Origin of the sequence: Methanomicrobium antiquum (genome assembly GCF_029633915.1) — an archaeon.
Classification (GTDB): domain Archaea; phylum Halobacteriota; class Methanomicrobia; order Methanomicrobiales; family Methanomicrobiaceae; genus Methanomicrobium; species Methanomicrobium antiquum.
This window is the reverse complement of the sequence record NZ_CP091092.1, coordinates 1,138,780-1,156,227: the sequence shown is the minus strand read 5'-3', so window position 1 is coordinate 1,156,227 and position 17,448 is coordinate 1,138,780. Positions and strand designations below refer to the sequence as shown.

16 protein-coding genes and 2 tRNA genes are annotated in these 17,448 nt (G+C 37.1%); 8 read left to right on the top strand and 10 right to left on the bottom strand.

From position 1 onward, the window contains the following. The first annotated feature begins 29 nt into the window (after positions 1 to 29). A complete protein-coding gene (gene acs / locus L1994_RS05775; protein ID WP_278100727.1) occupies positions 30 to 1,922 on the top strand; it encodes an acetate--CoA ligase in 1,893 nt (630 codons plus the stop codon). A 60-nt stretch (positions 1,923 to 1,982) separates the two neighbouring features. After that, positions 1,983 to 3,239 carry an L-lactate MFS transporter gene (locus L1994_RS05770; RefSeq protein WP_278100726.1) on the top strand — a complete coding sequence of 419 codons (1,257 nt, stop codon included), beginning with the start codon at positions 1,983 to 1,985 and terminating at the stop codon, positions 3,237 to 3,239. Between the two features lie 127 nt (positions 3,240 to 3,366). On the opposite strand, the gene L1994_RS05765 is transcribed toward L1994_RS05770, so the two are convergent. From L1994_RS05765 to L1994_RS05740, 6 genes are all read right to left on the bottom strand, one after another. Next, positions 3,367 to 3,813 carry a CGGC domain-containing protein gene (locus tag L1994_RS05765; RefSeq protein ID WP_278100725.1) on the bottom strand — a complete coding sequence of 149 codons (447 nt, stop codon included), beginning with the start codon at positions 3,811 to 3,813 and terminating at the stop codon, positions 3,367 to 3,369. 13 nt (positions 3,814 to 3,826) lie between these two features. Next, positions 3,827 to 4,948: a 5-amino-6-(D-ribitylamino)uracil--L-tyrosine 4-hydroxyphenyl transferase CofH gene (cofH, locus tag L1994_RS05760; protein ID WP_278100724.1), complete on the bottom strand. Its 1,122-nt coding sequence runs from the start codon at positions 4,946 to 4,948 to the stop codon at positions 3,827 to 3,829. A 388-nt stretch (positions 4,949 to 5,336) separates the two neighbouring features. Then, positions 5,337 to 6,824, bottom strand: coding sequence for an RNB domain-containing ribonuclease (locus tag L1994_RS05755; protein ID WP_278100723.1), 1,488 nt, complete (start codon positions 6,822 to 6,824; stop codon positions 5,337 to 5,339). Positions 6,825 to 6,897: 73 nt separating this feature from the next. After that, a tRNA-Gly gene (locus L1994_RS05750) sits at positions 6,898 to 6,969 on the bottom strand. 115 nt (positions 6,970 to 7,084) lie between these two features. Further along, positions 7,085 to 7,555: a tetratricopeptide repeat protein gene (locus L1994_RS05745; RefSeq protein WP_278100722.1), complete on the bottom strand. Its 471-nt coding sequence runs from the start codon at positions 7,553 to 7,555 to the stop codon at positions 7,085 to 7,087. Positions 7,556 to 7,690: 135 nt separating this feature from the next. After that, positions 7,691 to 8,311 carry a hypothetical protein gene (locus L1994_RS05740; protein WP_278100721.1) on the bottom strand — a complete coding sequence of 207 codons (621 nt, stop codon included), beginning with the start codon at positions 8,309 to 8,311 and terminating at the stop codon, positions 7,691 to 7,693. A 247-nt stretch (positions 8,312 to 8,558) separates the two neighbouring features. On the opposite strand from L1994_RS05740, the gene L1994_RS05735 reads away from it, so the two are divergent. Both L1994_RS05735 and L1994_RS05730 read left to right on the top strand, forming a co-directional pair. Then, complete coding sequence (locus tag L1994_RS05735; protein ID WP_278100720.1) at positions 8,559 to 9,020, top strand: hypothetical protein; 462 nt, start codon at positions 8,559 to 8,561, stop codon at positions 9,018 to 9,020. 43 nt (positions 9,021 to 9,063) lie between these two features. Further along, positions 9,064 to 9,789, top strand: a complete 726-nt coding sequence (locus L1994_RS05730; protein ID WP_278100719.1) for a winged helix-turn-helix transcriptional regulator — start codon at positions 9,064 to 9,066, stop codon at positions 9,787 to 9,789. An 80-nt stretch (positions 9,790 to 9,869) separates the two neighbouring features. Here the strand turns inward: L1994_RS05730 and L1994_RS05725 are convergent, their stop codons facing one another. After that, complete coding sequence (locus L1994_RS05725; protein WP_278100718.1) at positions 9,870 to 10,895, bottom strand: CPBP family intramembrane glutamic endopeptidase; 1,026 nt, start codon at positions 10,893 to 10,895, stop codon at positions 9,870 to 9,872. A 237-nt stretch (positions 10,896 to 11,132) separates the two neighbouring features. Here L1994_RS05725 and L1994_RS05720 point away from each other — a divergent pair, with 237 nt between their 5' ends. The 3 genes from L1994_RS05720 (at position 11,133) to L1994_RS05710 (ending at position 14,149) form a co-directional block, all read left to right on the top strand. Continuing rightward, positions 11,133 to 11,732: an HD domain-containing protein gene (locus L1994_RS05720; RefSeq protein WP_278100717.1), complete on the top strand. Its 600-nt coding sequence runs from the start codon at positions 11,133 to 11,135 to the stop codon at positions 11,730 to 11,732. A 542-nt stretch (positions 11,733 to 12,274) separates the two neighbouring features. Further along, positions 12,275 to 13,306, top strand: coding sequence for a hypothetical protein (locus tag L1994_RS05715; protein ID WP_278100716.1), 1,032 nt, complete (start codon positions 12,275 to 12,277; stop codon positions 13,304 to 13,306). Continuing rightward, positions 13,307 to 14,149: a mechanosensitive ion channel family protein gene (locus tag L1994_RS05710; RefSeq protein ID WP_278100715.1), complete on the top strand. Its 843-nt coding sequence runs from the start codon at positions 13,307 to 13,309 to the stop codon at positions 14,147 to 14,149. It begins immediately after the preceding gene. A 21-nt stretch (positions 14,150 to 14,170) separates the two neighbouring features. Here L1994_RS05710 and L1994_RS05705 read toward each other — a convergent pair whose 3' ends face one another. Together L1994_RS05705 and L1994_RS05700 are read right to left on the bottom strand one after the other, a co-directional pair. Then, positions 14,171 to 14,857 carry a TetR/AcrR family transcriptional regulator gene (locus L1994_RS05705; protein WP_278100714.1) on the bottom strand — a complete coding sequence of 229 codons (687 nt, stop codon included), beginning with the start codon at positions 14,855 to 14,857 and terminating at the stop codon, positions 14,171 to 14,173. A gap of 129 nt (positions 14,858 to 14,986) precedes the next feature. Continuing rightward, a complete protein-coding gene (locus tag L1994_RS05700) occupies positions 14,987 to 15,787 on the bottom strand; it encodes an EFR1 family ferrodoxin (protein ID WP_278100713.1) in 801 nt (266 codons plus the stop codon). Between the two features lie 212 nt (positions 15,788 to 15,999). Between L1994_RS05700 and L1994_RS05695 the strand changes: the two genes are divergently transcribed. Beyond that, positions 16,000 to 17,004, top strand: coding sequence for a tetratricopeptide repeat protein (locus L1994_RS05695; protein WP_278100712.1), 1,005 nt, complete (start codon positions 16,000 to 16,002; stop codon positions 17,002 to 17,004). Positions 17,005 to 17,156: 152 nt separating this feature from the next. On the opposite strand, the gene L1994_RS05690 is transcribed toward L1994_RS05695, so the two are convergent. Further along, positions 17,157 to 17,241 (bottom strand) — tRNA-Leu (locus L1994_RS05690). Positions 17,242 to 17,448: the final 207 nt, after the last annotated feature.

The following is a 17,448-nucleotide window of genomic DNA, read 5'->3' as shown; positions in this document are numbered from 1 at the left end:
TACATGATTAATCATGAAGGAGGTAAAAAATGAGTGAAAACTTCGATGTGAAACTGGATAACAAATCTCACCTTCCTGAATACTCATACATTGACAACACATGGATGGGAAGATATGAACCGGCTTACCGCAGGTTTTTAGATGATCCTGAGAGATTCTGGAGTGAAATTGCACATGAACTGGACTGGATAAAACCCTGGGACAAGGTTCTTGAATGGAATCATCCTTATGCAAAATGGTTCACCGGCGCAAAACTAAATATCACCTGTAACTGTCTTGACAGGCATGTTTTAGGCGATCGAAGAAACAAGGTCGCTTTAATCTGGAGGGCAGAAAACGATCTTGAAGAACGCGTAATGACATACCGTCAGCTTCACACACAGGTGATGCGTTTTGCAAATGCTCTTAAAAATCTCGGCGTTAAAAAAGGTGATAAAGTCTGTCTTTACATGCCTTTTGTTCCAGAGCATGTTGTGGCAATTCTTGGATGCGCAAGAATCGGTGCAGTCCACACAATTGTTTACGGCGGTTTTGGAGCAGATGCTTTAAACAGTCGAATCCGTGATTCTAAAGCCAAAATTGTAATAACTGCAGATGTTAGCTACAGGCGTGGCAAGGCTATAATGCTAAAATCAATTGTGGATGAAGCAATAACAAACGCACCAAGTGTTGAAAAAGTGATTGTCCTTCGCCGTTCTAACCTGAATGTCGAGCTTATACAGGAAAAAGAGGTTGATTTCTATGAAATAATGGAACAGGCAGAAAATTATTGTGAGCCTGAAGAAATGGACTCTGAAGATCCCCTCTTTATCCTGTATACATCCGGAACTACAGGTACCCCAAAGGGCGTAGTTCATACATGCGGCGGTTACATGGTTGGAACATATTATACTACAAAATATGTCTTTGACATGAGGGATACGGATGTTCACTGGTGCACAGCTGATCCTGGATGGATAACAGGCCATAGTTATATTGTCTATGGTCCGCTTGCAACCGGAGCTACAGTCCTTATCTCAGAAACTGTTCCTGATTACCCTGATCCCGGAATCTGGTGGAAGATTATAGAAGATATTGGTGTTACAATCTTTTACACAGCTCCGACATCTATCAGGATGTTTATGAAATACGGGGAGGAATGGGCTAAAAAATACAATCTGGACTCATTAAGAGTTCTTGGATCTGTAGGAGAGCCTCTAAATCCTGAGGCTTTTGAGTGGTATTATCGAAATATCGGCAAATCAAAATGTCCTATAATCGATACCTGGTGGCAGACTGAAACAGGTATGCACATGATTGCAACGCTTGTAGGAGAAAAGATGAAGCCCGGATTTGCAGGAAAGCCAATCCCCGGAATTATTGCTGATGTTGTTGACAAGGATGGAAATCCTGTAGAGCCGGGAATAGGAGGTATTTTGGTTATTAAAACACCCTGGCCTTCAATGATGAGAACTATTCATAATAATGACGAGCGTTACAGGCAGTACTGGAGCGGTGCAGGCGGATACTACACAGCAGGGGATTTAGCTGTAAAAGATGAAGAAGGCTACATCATGATAATTGGAAGGGCAGATGATGTGATAATCGTTGCCGGGCATAACATTGGAACAGCTGAAGTTGAAAGCGCCCTTGTTGCACAGGAACCTGTTGCAGAGGCCGCTGTTATAGGAAAGCCTGATGTATTAAAGGGTCAGTCAATCAAGGCATTTGTAACACTTCGTGTCGGATATGAGCCTGGCGAACAGCTCAAAAACGATCTAATCTACAACGTCAGAATGAGCCTTGGACCAATTGCAATGCCTTCCGAGATTGAGTTTGTAGATACACTTCCAAAAACAAGAAGTGGTAAAATAATGAGACGTGTCTTAAAAGCAAAAGAAATGGGCCTTGATCCAGGTGATATCTCAACTCTGGATGAATAACTCAATTTTTTTTGTTTTTGTAAATTATTAATTGGTAATCAAAAAGTCAGGTGAAAGTTTGTGGAAAATATAACATTATTTAAACTTCCGGCTGAGAAAGGCAGATGGGTTCTTGTAGTTCTTGGTCTTTTGATAAATCTCTGTCTGGGCAGTATTTATTCATGGAGTGTCTTTGTAAATCCGCTGATGGATTATTTCACAAACACTCTTGGTCATGATGTTTCAGCAAATGAAATTCTGATGCCTTTTTCAGTATTTTTGGCGTGTTTTGCAATAGCAATGCCTCTTGCCGGAAAATACATTGAAGAATGGGGTCCGAGAAATACAGCAATAGTTGGTGGAATACTTACAGGCACGGGCTGGATTCTTGCATCAATGACAGACTCTGTTGGAATGCTCTACATAGTTTATGGCATAATCGGAGGAATAGGAGTTGGAATAGCCTATGGAGTTCCGGTAGCAGTTGCCGCAAGATGGTTTCCGGACAGACGCGGACTTGCAGTCGGACTTGCAGTGCTTGGATTTGGATTTTCAGCATTTCTTACTGCAAATGCGGCAGATTTTTTAATAAAGGATTTCGGCGTTATGAATACTTTCAGAATATTTGGAATCGCATTTATATTTCTGATTGTTCTTTTCGCACTGCCACTCAGATTTCCTCCATCAGGATGGATGCCTCCCGGTTATGTGCCTCCTTTAGATAAGGATGGTGAATACTGTGAATGCACCAGAGATAATATGCTTAAGACAAAGACTTTTTATGGCCTTTTTATATGCTATTTTATCGGCTGTACAGCAGGACTTATGGCAATATCAATTGCAAAACCGGTTGGAACAGAGATGGCAGGAGTAGCCCCGGCGCTTGGTACATTGCTTGTTGGATTCTTTGCAATATTCAACGGGTTTGGAAGACCTTTTTTTGGTTCTTTATCTGATCGTTTAAATCCGTCAAATACAGCAATAATATCCTTTGTGTTGATTGCTGTGGCATCATTTGCAATATGGTTTTTGCCATCAGTTCCGGTATATATAGTCTCCTTTGCATTACTTTGGGGATGTCTTGGCGGATGGCTGGCTATAGCACCAGCCGCAACTGGCAGATTTTTTGGTACATGTGATTATCCCCGCTGTTATGGTGTGGTTTTTCTTGCATATGGTGCCGGTGCTCTGGCAGGCCCGCAGATTGCAGGGTTTATCAAAACGACAACAGGCGGATATGCTGATGTGTTTTTATTAGTAACAGTTCTTTCACTAATAGGAATTGCGATAGCCGGTTTATTCATGAAACCACAGAAAAATGACAGTTTGAAAAAATAAGAATTTAAAAATTGGGAATCTGAAATTTATTGAAATTTGGATAATTTGCCCTTAAAGCCAAATCTTTTTTTTTTGAATAATTTATTAATCTTTACTATGCATCTACTTTATGAATATCATTATTTCTTTAATCATATGATAATCTTGTTTTTTCATCAGCCAATGTTGGAGCAATCAATTTTTCATAAAGTTTTGAATCCCATGTTTTTAAATTTCTATGCGTTTTGTAATATTTTTCAGGAATTGGATGTGTACCGATAACAACTTCCAAACCGTATTTCTCACCTATAAAATCTTTAAAATATTTAATTCTCGGACATGGCGGATATCCAACAACCATTCCTGTCGCAAGATGAATCACTTCAGCACCGTTCTTTTTCATCTCTTCCGGTGCATATTCAATATTTCCGCCAGGACAACCGCCGCATGAAGTATAACCTACAATCTCTGCTTCTTTTCCTTCATATATACTAAATGCGCCTTCCCTGTTATGAAAAGATCTCAGACATTTACCTCCTGCACATGTGCTGTAGCGATCGCAGATAATTATACCAATTTTTATTTTTTCACTCATAATTACACCCATTTCATGTTGATTCATAAAGAGTTGTTCTTTGAACAAGTTTTCTTCCGCAGTCTTTTACGATTCTTTCCATATCAGTTGGACTTAAGTATTCGGTATCTGATGCACCGGCTTCTTTAGATATGCTTTCTTCATACATCGTTCCTCCAAGATCATTTCCGCCAGACATTAACAGAACCTGTGCTAATTTCCTGCCGGTTTTAACCCATGAAACCTGAATATTATCAAAATTATCAAGATAAAGTCTTGAAACAGCAGTCATTAAAATATCCTCACGTCCTGTGGCACCTGCACGGGCTTTTCCGGCCATATATATGGGTGTGTTTTTATGGACAAAAGAAAGAGGAACAAACTCTAAAAATCCGCCTGTATCATCCTGAATATTTCTTAAAATGTCTAAATGCTCTATAACATCGCAGGGCGATTCTGTATGGCCGTACATAATGGTTGCAGTTGTTTTTATTCCAAGACTGTGTGCTTCACGAATTATTCTCTCCCATGTTTGTGTATAAATTTTCCCGGGACATATCTTTTTTCTTATATCATCTACTAAAATCTCCGCGGCGGTTCCGCACATTGAACCAAGACCTGCTTTTCTCATACGGGTAAGCATTTCAATAGTTGAAATTTTGCTTTTTTCTGCTCCGTACCAGACCTCCATTGGATTGTGTGCATGTATATGAATATCAGGAGCGGTTTTTTTAATCAGCGACAGGATTGAAATGTATGAATCCGCATCAAAATCAGGATGAAGTCCTCCAACACTGCAGATTTCTGTAACTTTTCTTTTCTTTGCAAGGTTTACTTTTGCAGTTATTTCATCCCTTTCAAGTGTAAATAGATCTGTAGCTCCTGGCTTTCGACAAAAACTACAAAACCCGCAGGAATTGATACAATTGTTTGTAAAATTAAGATTCTGGTTCCTGACATATGTAACATAAGGGCCTTTTTTTTCTTCCCTTTTTAAATCAGCGGCAGATGCAATAGCTAAGACATCCCTTCCTTTAGCATTTAATAAAAAAATTCCCTCTTCTTTTGTAAGCCGGTGACCTGCAAGTACATCTTTTAGAATTTTGCCGGTCTTTGGACTGCACCAACATAATTTATCTTCAGCATCAAAAGTCATCTTTTCTAAATTTATAGTCGTAAGATGATAAAGAGTATTGTTTACAAAAAAATTAATCCTAAATAAACCGGATTTTCTTTTTATGAAAGTTTGGGAAGCATAATTGATTAAAATTACATTTTGGGAAAATGTCTTTTGATATATTGTTGTTTTAAAGTGGAGATCAATTGGTGGTGCAGGTATATGTTTTAATTAGCTATCTTCTGGTGCGCATAAATCTCAATTTATCCTGTTGTGATGCAAAATTATGTGGGCAAATAAAATATGGTTCTCGAAAACAGAATGAAATTATATTATATGTTATTTTTTGTGAGATTATTCTGTGTAGTTTATCCGCAATTTTTGGAAATTTGAACCACTAAAATAAGTTCTTAGAAATTATTAAAAATTAATTTTGTGAATCATTTTCTCTTCCAATACATTCAAAATCAATATATCCATTATAAGGATCTACCAGAATTAATTTCAGCTTCACTTTTTCTCCAACAAAGAGATTTTTTTCACCTTCCATTACCCTGCCTTCAGCTGGAGGATTAATAAGCCTTGCATAAACACCTTTTACAGAAGAGCCTGTTACAAATCCGTCAAAAACATCATTTATTCTGTCCTGAAGAAGAACTGCGGCGGCCGCTTTTCTCATAAATCTCTCAACTTTCTTAGAAGCTCTTTCACGATCCGAAAGCCATTGTGCATGTTCATCCAGTTCTTCAAAGGTATATGGGCATTTTTTGCTTTTCAGTGCGGCTTTTACCAATCGCTGATTTATTAAATCAACATATCTTCTGTTTGGCGCTGTTGCATGAGTATAGTCAGTTACAGCAAGAGCAAAATGTCCTACTGGTGATTTTCCGGCTTTAAGCGGCATATATTCTCCCTGTCCGATTAGTTTTATAATAGTTACAGAAAGATCAGGGAATCTTTCGGGATCGTTTTTGAGTTGCCTGATCAAAAATTTTGTAAGTGCTCTTGAATTGGGCTTTGCCGGCAGTTTTTCACCATATCTTTTTGCCGTTGCAACAATACCTTCCCAGTCTTTTGGTTGTTTTACAACTCTTTGTATCATTGGCATCTTAGCGTTTGATATGAATGAAACAACTGTTTTATTCGCTGCGACCATGAACTCTTCAATTATGTTTCTTGCAGTGTTTTGCTCCTGAATGACAAGATCAATTACTTTTCCATCCTCAATCAGAGGTGAGGCTTCAATTGTCTGAAGAACAAGTGCGCCTTCTTTAATCCTTCTTTTTTTAAGGAGAAGGGCGGCTTCGTTTTGAATAAGAATCTGCTCATTCAGACCCTGAATCTTGTAAACAGATTCCGGAACCTCTGTTTTTCCTTCAAGCCAGTCGCCAATTGTTTCATAAACAAGTTTTGCTTTATTGCTCACAACAGCTCTGAATATATCGCCCCTGTTTATCTCTCCGTTTTCCAAAACAGTGTATGAAATAACGACTGCCATGCATTCATTACCGGGTAGAAGGGATGAAATATCTGCTGAAAGTCTGTCTGGAAGCATTGGGAATGTCTCAATTCCGGTATAGACTGAAGTTCCGTTGTGTGCGGCTCTTTTGTCAGTGTGTGATGCTTTTGGAACAAATACGTCAACATCTGCTATTGCTATATAAATCTCAATTGAACCATCGGGATTCTTACGTGCAAATTCTATCTGATCAAGGTCCATTGAATCAAAGTTATCAATAGATGACCATAGCAGATTTCTAAGATCCATTGTCTTTTTCTGCTTTTTTAAAAGAATTTCAGGATTTAAACTTCCTATTTCATCTATTATATCATCAGAGAAAAAAGGATCAAATCCATATTTTTGCATAGTACTCTTTGCAAGTTTTTTAAGATCAACATTGGAAAATTGAGACATAGTATGTTTTCAGGCATAATGGCTAAAATAAATTGCGCTAAGAAACCAAAAAAAAATTCTGAAAAATGTTTAATGCGCCGACCGAGATTCGAACTCGAGTTTAGGCGTTGGCAACGCCTAGTGATAACCACTACACTATCGGCGCACTTGTTGCTTTCGCGTGGTGCTCTACAATATACGCACTAAATTGTTATAAATATTTCGAAATACGTTCAAAATGTTTGTTTTTTTATTGTTTTCTGAAATAAATAAAGAGGGTTTTAGTCTAAAACCGAATAGAACAGACAGAAAGAATCAGAGCTTTCGGGACTGTAATCTTTTGCATCAGGGACATATTCTTTTAGTTCAGGGTTATAGGATGTCGCATTCTCAAACGATGACTCCGCTCTGCTGATATTGCCTGTGTTTAAAAGGATGTAACCTTTCAAAAGCCATGCGAGACCGTATTCAGGACTGAGTTCAATAGCTTTATCCGCACTTTTCAGCGCTTCTTTGTACCTGTTGAGGTTATTGTTGTAATACATCCCCCTTAGACACCACGCTGTCGCATTATCCGGTTCGGCCTCGACTACCCGGTCATAATAACTCTGTTCTTCAATCGTCTTTGGTGCAGATTCATTTAAATTTTCTTTGCCGTTTTCACCATAGTCTCCGGTGCACCCGCAACAGAACACAAGAAGGGCAAAAAGGACAATGAGAACAAAATATATTTTTATTGAATATTTCTTCACAATACCCTTTTTTTGTTTAGACAACTGAAAAATCTATCCCAACCGGGCGGGTTTTTTTGGTTTTTACAGGACTGCAATTTAAAGTATACAAAAAAACGGGGTCTGATAAAAAAAAGGATTTTAATCTCCTGTGATTCAGGAGTAATACAGAGTGTTAGAAGTGAGAGTGTCCATATAAGGATTTCCTCCGGGCGTATATCCCCAATGCGTGGATACAACTTTATAGTACGCTGTAGATGGTAAAAATTTATATTTTGAAATTTCTACATAGCTTGTCGCACTCCCGCTTTCAGATTCGCTTTCCTCCTCTTCCCATGAATCTTCGTCACTACTTGAAAACAGCTGGGCGGCAACATTTACCTCAGGAAATATTGCTGTCGTTTCAGAACTGGCTTTCCAGTCTATTCCCAAAAGTGCAGGGCTTACACTGTTATGGTTATGGACAAGATATACCGCCCGGCTTTGGGAAGACTCAGTTATCTCAATAACACTTGAGTTGCCCTTAGTGCTTTTGGATAGATCAGGAACAACGATTTTCATTGAATAAAACTGATTTTTTTGTTTTTCCGTGAGGTTTTTAAAGTTACTCGGATCGACAATTTCCAGATATTCTCCGGCATTTACTTCAGTTCCGCCCATCTCACTAAAAAAACTGGAAATGCTCATTTTTTCTGCACTTACCGGCATCATTGCTACACTAACCAGCAAAAATGCGGAAAGAAGAAATATCTGCAATGCTTTGATTTTTATTTTCATTTCTTTACACCTATAATATTTTTTGGCAAATTTTCTCATTTCTTTTCATAAATAGAATTTTATGATATCTTTCTCAAAAATTTCGTTTTTCTTAATTTTCACGAAATTTTCAAGTGAGATATTTACCAAAGTGCTAATTTTACCCCACAGTAAATACTTGCTCTGGCCAGATAATCGTGATAAAAAAAGTTTCTAACGACTATCTGGCCTGAACAGTTATTTATCATAATTTTATAAATACAAAATAATGTCAGAAAAAATATCAGCTTTATTAATTGCAACAATACTTGTGGCATTATTTACTGCACCAGTCATGGCTGGAAATGTCATAGATGAAATTGAAAAAAATGAAATAATTGTTTTACCTTCAATTGACAAATCCGGTTCCGAACTTTTGGGGACAAAGGCTCAAAACAGCATTTCACAGGGAGAGATGGTTTATCATTCCCGCTATATCTGGCCGTTTACCTCGAAGATCGATGTCACGTTAACATGGGATGAGCAGTATGGAGAACTTGAACTATACGTTTACCAACCGGATAATACATTTATCGGGCACTATACTGATCTTTACGACAGTTCCGAAAAAGACGGCATGATTGATATCGATATAAAAACAGCATCAGGTTACCTGCCTATTGGAGACTGGAAACTTAACGTTTATGGAAGAGAGGTTTCAGGGTCATCCGTCAGCTATTCACTTATTTAACAGAGAAATATATAACTTATTTTAATAGATACAGATATCTGTTATGAATCGCAGGGAGACACTAATTGCTATAATTATGATTTTTATTTTAGCATACATACATCAGGTTTCTGTAGAGTCGAATGTTATTGTAATACCCAGTGAAGGAACGTCTGATTTGATAAGAGAAGACAATGTTTCTGTCCTTGACTGGTGGGAAGTCTCTCCTGTGCACTATTTTTTAACAATGATTGGATTATATCTACCTTTTCTGATCCCGATAACGGGAATTATTGTAATACTTTCCTGTTTTTCATTTGGAATAAGGACTATACATCCAAAAAATGTTCTTGAAAATAAAAGAAGACAGGATATTTTTCAGACAATTATGGATAACCCCGGAATAAGTCATAATGAAATCGAAAATGTAACAGGAATAAACAGAAGTTCACTTAAGTATCATCTTAGAATTCTAATGCGGGAAGGCAAAATATCTTCAAGAAAATTTTTTAAAACACGCCACTATTTTGGTAATGGTAGCAGATATAACACGGAAGACCAAATTTTCAGGTTAGTTCTGAACTGTTCTACAACTGAAAATATTTACAGGTACATTAACAGACACCCGGGATGTACTCAGAAAGACCTTATAGAATATACAAAATTATCATACTCTACAGTATTATGGCACATTGAAAAACTTAGTTCTGGCAATCTTGTAAGTATAAACAAAGAAAAAAATTCAAACCATTATTACACTAAAAAGACGATTTTACAAAACTCTGACTAAATACATGATTTAGGGTTAAGAATTGTGTAAATGAAAAAGATAGACATAATAATATCAGTTTACATTTTAAAAAAGATTTTTTAATATTTGTAAACTGCCTCGTGGTCTCCGGGCAGTTTTTTCCACATCTTATCCTTAATTATTGCGACAATCGCGGCAATATTTACCAGAACACAGAATACCAGATAATATGGCCCCGTTATTGCCGCCGGGATTAAAAGCACCGTTGCGGTGGTGTTTACAGATGTATGGAAGAATGTGGTCATTAAAAGACTGCCTCTTGAATGATTGTAGATCCAGGTGAAGAGAAATGTGACTCCGATGTTGAAGTAGAATCTCTCGATAAACCCGTCCATCCCGTTTCCGTATACACCATTTAAGTGAAGCGGCAGGTGCCAGATTGTCCAGATTACTCCAAGGAGGAGAGTACCAACCAGTGGTGAATAAAGATACTGAAGTCTTGGGAGTGAAAAACCCCTCCATCCGATCTCTTCTCTTAAAGGTCCCCTGACAAGAGTTACGTATCCTAATGCAATGATTACCGATGATGCAACGCCTAAGGAAACCTCAGGGATTATCTCGCCTAAGGGATTTTCGGTGATAGCCGAGCAGATAATCATTGTTATGTACATTATGGCAGGAATTAGTGCGAGTGCCGCTACATACCATACCCATCCGACCTTCCATATATAGAGTTTATTTAAGAGATTCCTGATCCCTTCGCGGGAGGACAACCCACTGCTGATGATATAGGCCGCAATGGCGGAGTTGATGATTACAAGCATAAGTAGCGGGATGGAAGCGGCTGACAAACTTATCCCAAGGTATAGGATGATACAGGCGGCGGTTAAAGCAAATGCAGTTAAAAAGATTGCCAAATGCATCCGGGAGTCGGTATCGACTTTTTCCGGTTTTATTATGCGGGAGAGAATAATTGCGGCAAATGCTGGTCCTGTTCCTCCAATGCCCATAGTCAGAATGAAGGTTGATGGGTCGCTTATACTATAGAAGAACGGTGTGCTAAATACTGCCCATGTAATGGCAAATGCCAGTACAAAATATGATATCAGTTGATATTTTTTGATTAACTCACAAACAGAAGACAAAAAGACACCCCCATAAAAACAAGTTTATTGAATGATTAATTTATAATTATCTATTTTATAAAAAAGAGTGCTTTGATATTTATTGAGTGTTTTTTGTGATTGCCTTTTTTAGAGGGCAAAGGCTTTACTAATTTTTCTGCATCAGAGAATAATTTATTATAATTACTGTTCGTATATGTGAACAAATTTTCTCTGTGGCAAACATCTTATTTTTGCTCAGCGACAATCTATTTTAACATGGAAAATACTGAGATTAAGAATATACTGGCGTTTGTTGAAAACTTCCTTGGACAGTCAGGATCACATGGTCTTTCACACACACTTCGTGTCACCCGCCTCTGTGCAGAAATAGGAAAAGCAGAGGGTGCGGATATAAAAATTCTTATCCCCGCCGCTCTTTTTCATGATATTGCCCGTCCGCTGGAGAAGAAAACTAAAATACCGCATGAAGAGGAAGGAGCACGGATTGCAGAGGAGTATCTAAAATCCAGTGGCTGTGATGAAAACAGTATCTGTGCGATTGTTCATGCCATACGTTCTCATCGTTTCAGTACAGGCGAAAAACCTGAAACCTTAGAGGCAAAAGTTCTATCTGACGCTGACAAACTGGATGCAATGGGGGCAATAGGAATTGCAAGGACCTTTATGCAGGCAGGAGAACATGGGGATGGAATAAATGATGCAATTTCTCATCTCCATGAAAAACTGCTGAAACTAAATGAGCTGATGTACACAAACGCCGCGAAAGAGTTAGCAAAAGAAAGGCATGAACTACTAAAGAATTTTGCTGACGAACTCGAAGATGAGGCAATAAGCTGTGGGGATTTTAATTTTTAAGATTTTCTTTTTTGATTTAGAGAATTAATTCAAATATTACAGTAAATCTTAAATATATTCAAAAAAAATCCAAATCGCCATTTTTAACATCCGTACAGAAGCCTCAGAATAGATGGGTCAGGCTTCATCTAACATAAACATCCTCTAAAAAAACCGGGTAAATACGTGCCGTAATATCGATGATTTCCGGCGTTTAATTGGTATAAATATAGTGGATTGATATCTTTTAGATTCACTCTTCAAAAACAGGTGTGAAATCTTAAAAGAAGGCCAAATTGAAGGTTTTTGGATTGGTAATAATAATGGAAATCCTGCAATAAAGTCTCCAGATTAAAGCCTGGTCCTGAAGCTTCCGAATCTGAATCTGAAATTGGCAATAAAAACGTTCATGTAACTAATTTTTCATGTGGTGTTTCATGAACGTTTTTTTAAAATCTCGCCGAAATCAAATTCATCGTCATAATAATTTATCCAGATTAAGACACTGCACACCCAATTCACCCCCAAAAGAAATATCATCAACGACCAACACTTATAATAATATGGATGAGCCTGAGCCGGAGCGAAAGGTAAATGGGATGAAATCCATATTTGAAGAGGAAATAAAAAAAATTCAGGACGAAATTGACATATTTAAAAGCGGAAGTCCAAATCACATAGCAATAATCTCTGAGCCGTATTCACGTGTAGAACATATCTATAACAGGATACTTGGTGACAATTCTCAAAAAATAAATAATATTCAGATTTTTAACCCGGTTAAAGATACAGATTTCTTTTCAAATTTTTACTCAAACCAGGACATAATAATGATGCAAAACTGCCAGTACCTCTTCAGCAGAAAATGCTGTGGTTTTGCAATTTTAGAGGAATTTTTGGATATATTATTTTCATCAAATAAGATGTATATAACGGGCTGGAACAAATTTGCCTGGAATTACTTAAAAGAAATCTCAAATATTGAAAGTATGTTTCAGGAAATAATAACCGTTCCTGAACTTAACAGCAAAACCATTATGAATCTTATTATGTCTGATGTGAGTGACAAAGTAACATTCATTGATGACAGAGTCTCTGAGGATAAGAAATTCATCTGCTTTGAAGAATGCCTGATTCGTATGCCTCTCTCTAATAAGGAAGTCAACATATCAGAGATTAAATTCAATTTTAATGCACTAAAAAGAAAAAAAAATAATAAAACCATGGAAGACATCCAAAAAGAAGCATTTATGGATATAACCACTCTTGCAGGCGGAAAATATGATGTTGCAAGAAAAATATGGAAAAAAAGCTTAAAAGATGGAGAAGTAAGACTTTCCAGAATCCCTCAACCGTCTGAAGTAGAAATATCAGATATCGATGAGTTATTTATCCTGGGAAATATACTTGCAATGGATGGAATAGACTTTGATGAGCTTTCATCAATAGTAAAAAATGATTCTCTTCTGAAGCAAAAATTGTATAATCTTGTAAATAAAGGGCTTATTGAGGATTCAGACAGATTTTACAAAATTTATCCCGAGGCTGTAAATTCCGTCATAGATGAGCTTGAAAAGAACAGGATGGTGTGGTAAATGGCAGAAGATACAAACTCTCTGATGGAAATAATCAATTTTGATGTCGCAACTGCGCTTTACATAATCTATATTATCATACTTTCATATCTTCTGATACGTCTGGTATCATTTCTGATTAAAAAAATTGGAGATAAGGCAGGATACAGGCGTATAACTGCGAATATGATAATTCCGCTTTTTAAGATTATTGTTTATATTGCATCTTCATATCTTATCGTAACGGCTGTAATACAACCATCTCTTACTCAGCTGGTTGCATTTTCCGGTCTTTTTGGAGCGGCACTGGGTTTTGGTCTAAAGGACATTTTTTCTGATATTATTGGTGGAATAGTAATTGCTTTTGAAAGGCCGTATTTAATCGGGGATAAGATTACAATTGGAGATAAATACGGTGAGGTAACTGATATTGGACTTCGATCAACACGGATTGTAACACCGGATGATACGGTTGTATCAATTCCAAATTTTTCCATATTCAACAAGTCAGCGGCAAGTGCCAATGCCGGAAAGACCGAGATGATGGTTGTAACCGATCTTTTCATAGATAATAATTCAGATTTTGAAAAAGCTGTAAGACTTCTGAAAGAGTGCATTGTAACATCAAAATATGTCTACATCTCAAAATCAAATCGATATACTGTATTAGTTGACGAATTTCCGTTTTACAAAAGACTTCGGGCAAAAGCGTATGTTAATGATTTAAGATATGAGTTTGAATTTAAATCAGATATTACAAGAAGAGCATGGGTAGAGTTTAACAAAAACGAAATAATGCCCCCTTCTTTTTCAGGGGCAGTAATAGAGATGCCTAAGGATTTTAAGAATTCAGTGTCTGATTGATAATTTATCTCCTAAATAAATTCATTTGATAAAAAAATCCTCTGATGATAATATTTCCTGAATCTCTAATTTTTTGTTTTCTGTATTTGCTATTGCAGGAAAAATAAACTTAAAAAAATCACCTGCAAACTTTTCAAAGCTTATTCCTTCATTGGATATTACCTTCTTCCATTTATTCTCAAGTGAAAGAATGTTCATGAAAGATATCATTAGATACATTGATGCGGAAAAAGGATTGATATCGGAGCGGATTGTTTTGTCCTCAATACCCTGCCGTATCGCATCTTCTAAAATTTTTCTGCATATGCCATATCCTTTTCCTATATCCTCAGTATATGGATTTTCCTTTGAAAACCGCTCTGACCCGTAAAAGTGAATCAGTCTTAAATAGTCGGGGTGCTCCTGAGAAAATTCATAATAAGCCTGGCCCATTAAGGCAACTTTTACGATTCCGAAGGTTTTTTTCTCCATACAACGCTGGTATTTTTCTTTTAGGATTTCAACGCCCAAAAGAACCACAGCCGCAAAAAGAGCCTCTTTGTTTTTGTAATAAAGGTAAAGTGTTGCTTTGTTAAGTTCTACTGCATCTGCTATCTCATCCATTGAGACGTCATCATAGCTTTTTGAAAAAAACAAACGCTTTGCCGCATCCAGTATCTCTTTTTTTCGCTTTTCTTTTTCCCTTTGTCTTCTCTCAGCTGTTCCCATATCACTTCTCCGTTAAAAGTTGATTTTTTTACTAATATTTGCAATCTTTTTTTTCCAATTCCTGTTATCCTTCTTTTTCAAAAAAACGTTCATGAAAAAAAAAGTTTTCATGGCCGTTTTCATGGTGAATCAGAGGAAATACTCAGGCTCTTTTCTCTGACTATAAAGTGTAAACAGACGATTGGATGCATCACTAACCATTCCGGGCTTAATAGACCTTGCATGCTCCGGGCATTTTTTTATGCAGGCACAGCAGGTGATGCATTTTTCTATGTCAACAGAACTGCTTTTATCAGGGCTTACTGCACCACATGGGCAGACATCTGCACAGACTCCGCACTGAATGCAGGCATCGCTTACCTCAATGAAATCAGTTATCCAGAGCTTTGAATCACCGCGGTAGGGATGAGTTCCCGGAATAATAAGATTTGAATTTTTCTCGGGCGAAGAGATGGCCTTTAACTTTTCCTGTATTTTTTTTCCAAAGAACTCTGCTTTAGAGATGTCGTCTTTATCAGGGCGATCCTTTGCGATTGGTGTACTCTTTGTGGAAAAAGAGTGTTCACCGATAAATGCCGCACCGGCCACAGTTATGAAACCGCGTTCTGTAAGTATGTCAGAAAGCTCTAAAAGAGCATCTTCATACACGCGGTTTCCATATACAACAACACATACAACAGGAGTATTGTTTCCCTTTATTATGCCAAGCCATTCTGAAAGTAATGCCGGCACCCTTCCCATGTAAACCGGAACACCGATGATTAATAGGTGGTCATTTTTTAATTCCAGAGGTTTTTTTCTTTCATCAGGCTTTGTTATATCGGTGATTGTCATTCTTTCGGGATTAATTCCACGTGCAATTGCACTGATAACTGCCTTTGTAGTTCCTGTCGGTGAAAAATACACCAGATTTACTGATTCTGTTTTCATTTTATCTCCGTTTTATTCTTTAGATTTTGAGAACTTTTTTGTTTGAGTTTATTAGTAATAAATTGACTTTAAGTTATATAATAACTATCAGTTATAGTATAACTATAATTTTTTTATTGATTTCTGTTGCCTTTTTTTTCTATTATAATTTTGTGAATTCTGGTATTGCTAGTTATATCTTCTATAAATAGAATTGATACCTACCTAACCTCATGAAGTATAAAGTATTCCTGACTTTTTTTCTGCTGATGACTGCTCTTTTGCTGTTATTCACTCCGGCGGCAGCATCTCCTTCAACAGAAGATTTAATTGATGCAGGATTCATTGCGCTTGAAAGCGGCAACAACAAAATGGCAGAGGATTTATTCGCTAGAGCGGTTGCAACAGTCTCCGGAAAAAATTCACCGTCTGCATGGGCCGGTCTTGGAAGAGCAATCTGGAATGAGTCTTCATCTGAGAATACTGACTCTTATGCGGCCTTTAATAGATCTCTCGCCGTTGAAGATGCAGATGCAGAAGAATGGAAAACTGCTTGTGAAATACTTTTCAGCGAACCTGTTGAGGACTTCAAACTTTCATATTTTGCCGCATTAAAAGCAGTGGAGGCGGATAAAAACGATGATCAGGCCTGGAACTATTTAGGCTGTTCACTTGACAGGCTTGCCGTAAAAAACCTGGATGCAGATTTAAACGAGCCCTTTGATGCGTTTAAAAAAGCTAATTTTTTAAATCCGACATTGCTTTATTCATCCAATGAAGCTTATTATGCAATTGTTGTTGGGAATTACACTGATGCAATTGATGCAGCCAATAAAGCTTTTAAAAAATACAACCCGGATAAATGGTGGAAGGGACAGCTTTTATTCTTAAAAGCCTATGCACTTGCAAAGACGGGTGAATCAGAAGATGCATTAGAAACTCTTGTATTATCAGAAGATACCTATAACTCAGATGAATCCTATGAGATGACTGAATATGATAATGCCGCCGCCTCATTTGTCAGAGCAGTTGCATTAAACGACCTTGGACGTTTTTGTGAATCTGTTGAGATCTTAAAGTGTGTTGATTTTGAAAATTTAGATACTTTATTTTCTGGGCTTTTGATTACTCCTGAGATGTACATGGATTTGTATGGTGCTTCATTATCCGGCGTGGGGAAAATGGATGAGGCAGCAAATGCATTTGAAAAAGCATCTGAATATAACAGCAGCAAATAAACAATAATTTGATTAAAGGAATGATATTCTTTCATCAGAAAAACCGGAATTTTTGAAATTTGATAAATTCAATTTGTCTTTATGGCGGAATAGGATTCAAAGAAAAGTGAAAAAAAATTTAACGAAACTATTTTTTGAAAGTCCCAAAAAAATGCGAGAGGCAGGATTCGAACCTGCGAACTTCTACAAGACTGGACCCTAAATCCAGCGCCTTTGACCAAGCTCGGCAACTCTCGCAAAAACTAATTATGAATAGAAATTATGTTTTGCTTTGCATGAAATATTATCTGAAATCATTATTTGAAAAATATCTGAAATATACATTTCATGAGCTTTCTATGACTGTTTAAGTTTGTAGATTTTATTTAGCCTGTATTTCTTATTAATTGATTGTATTACACTTGACAACCGCTACTGTAAAGTTATAAATAAAGTCATAACATA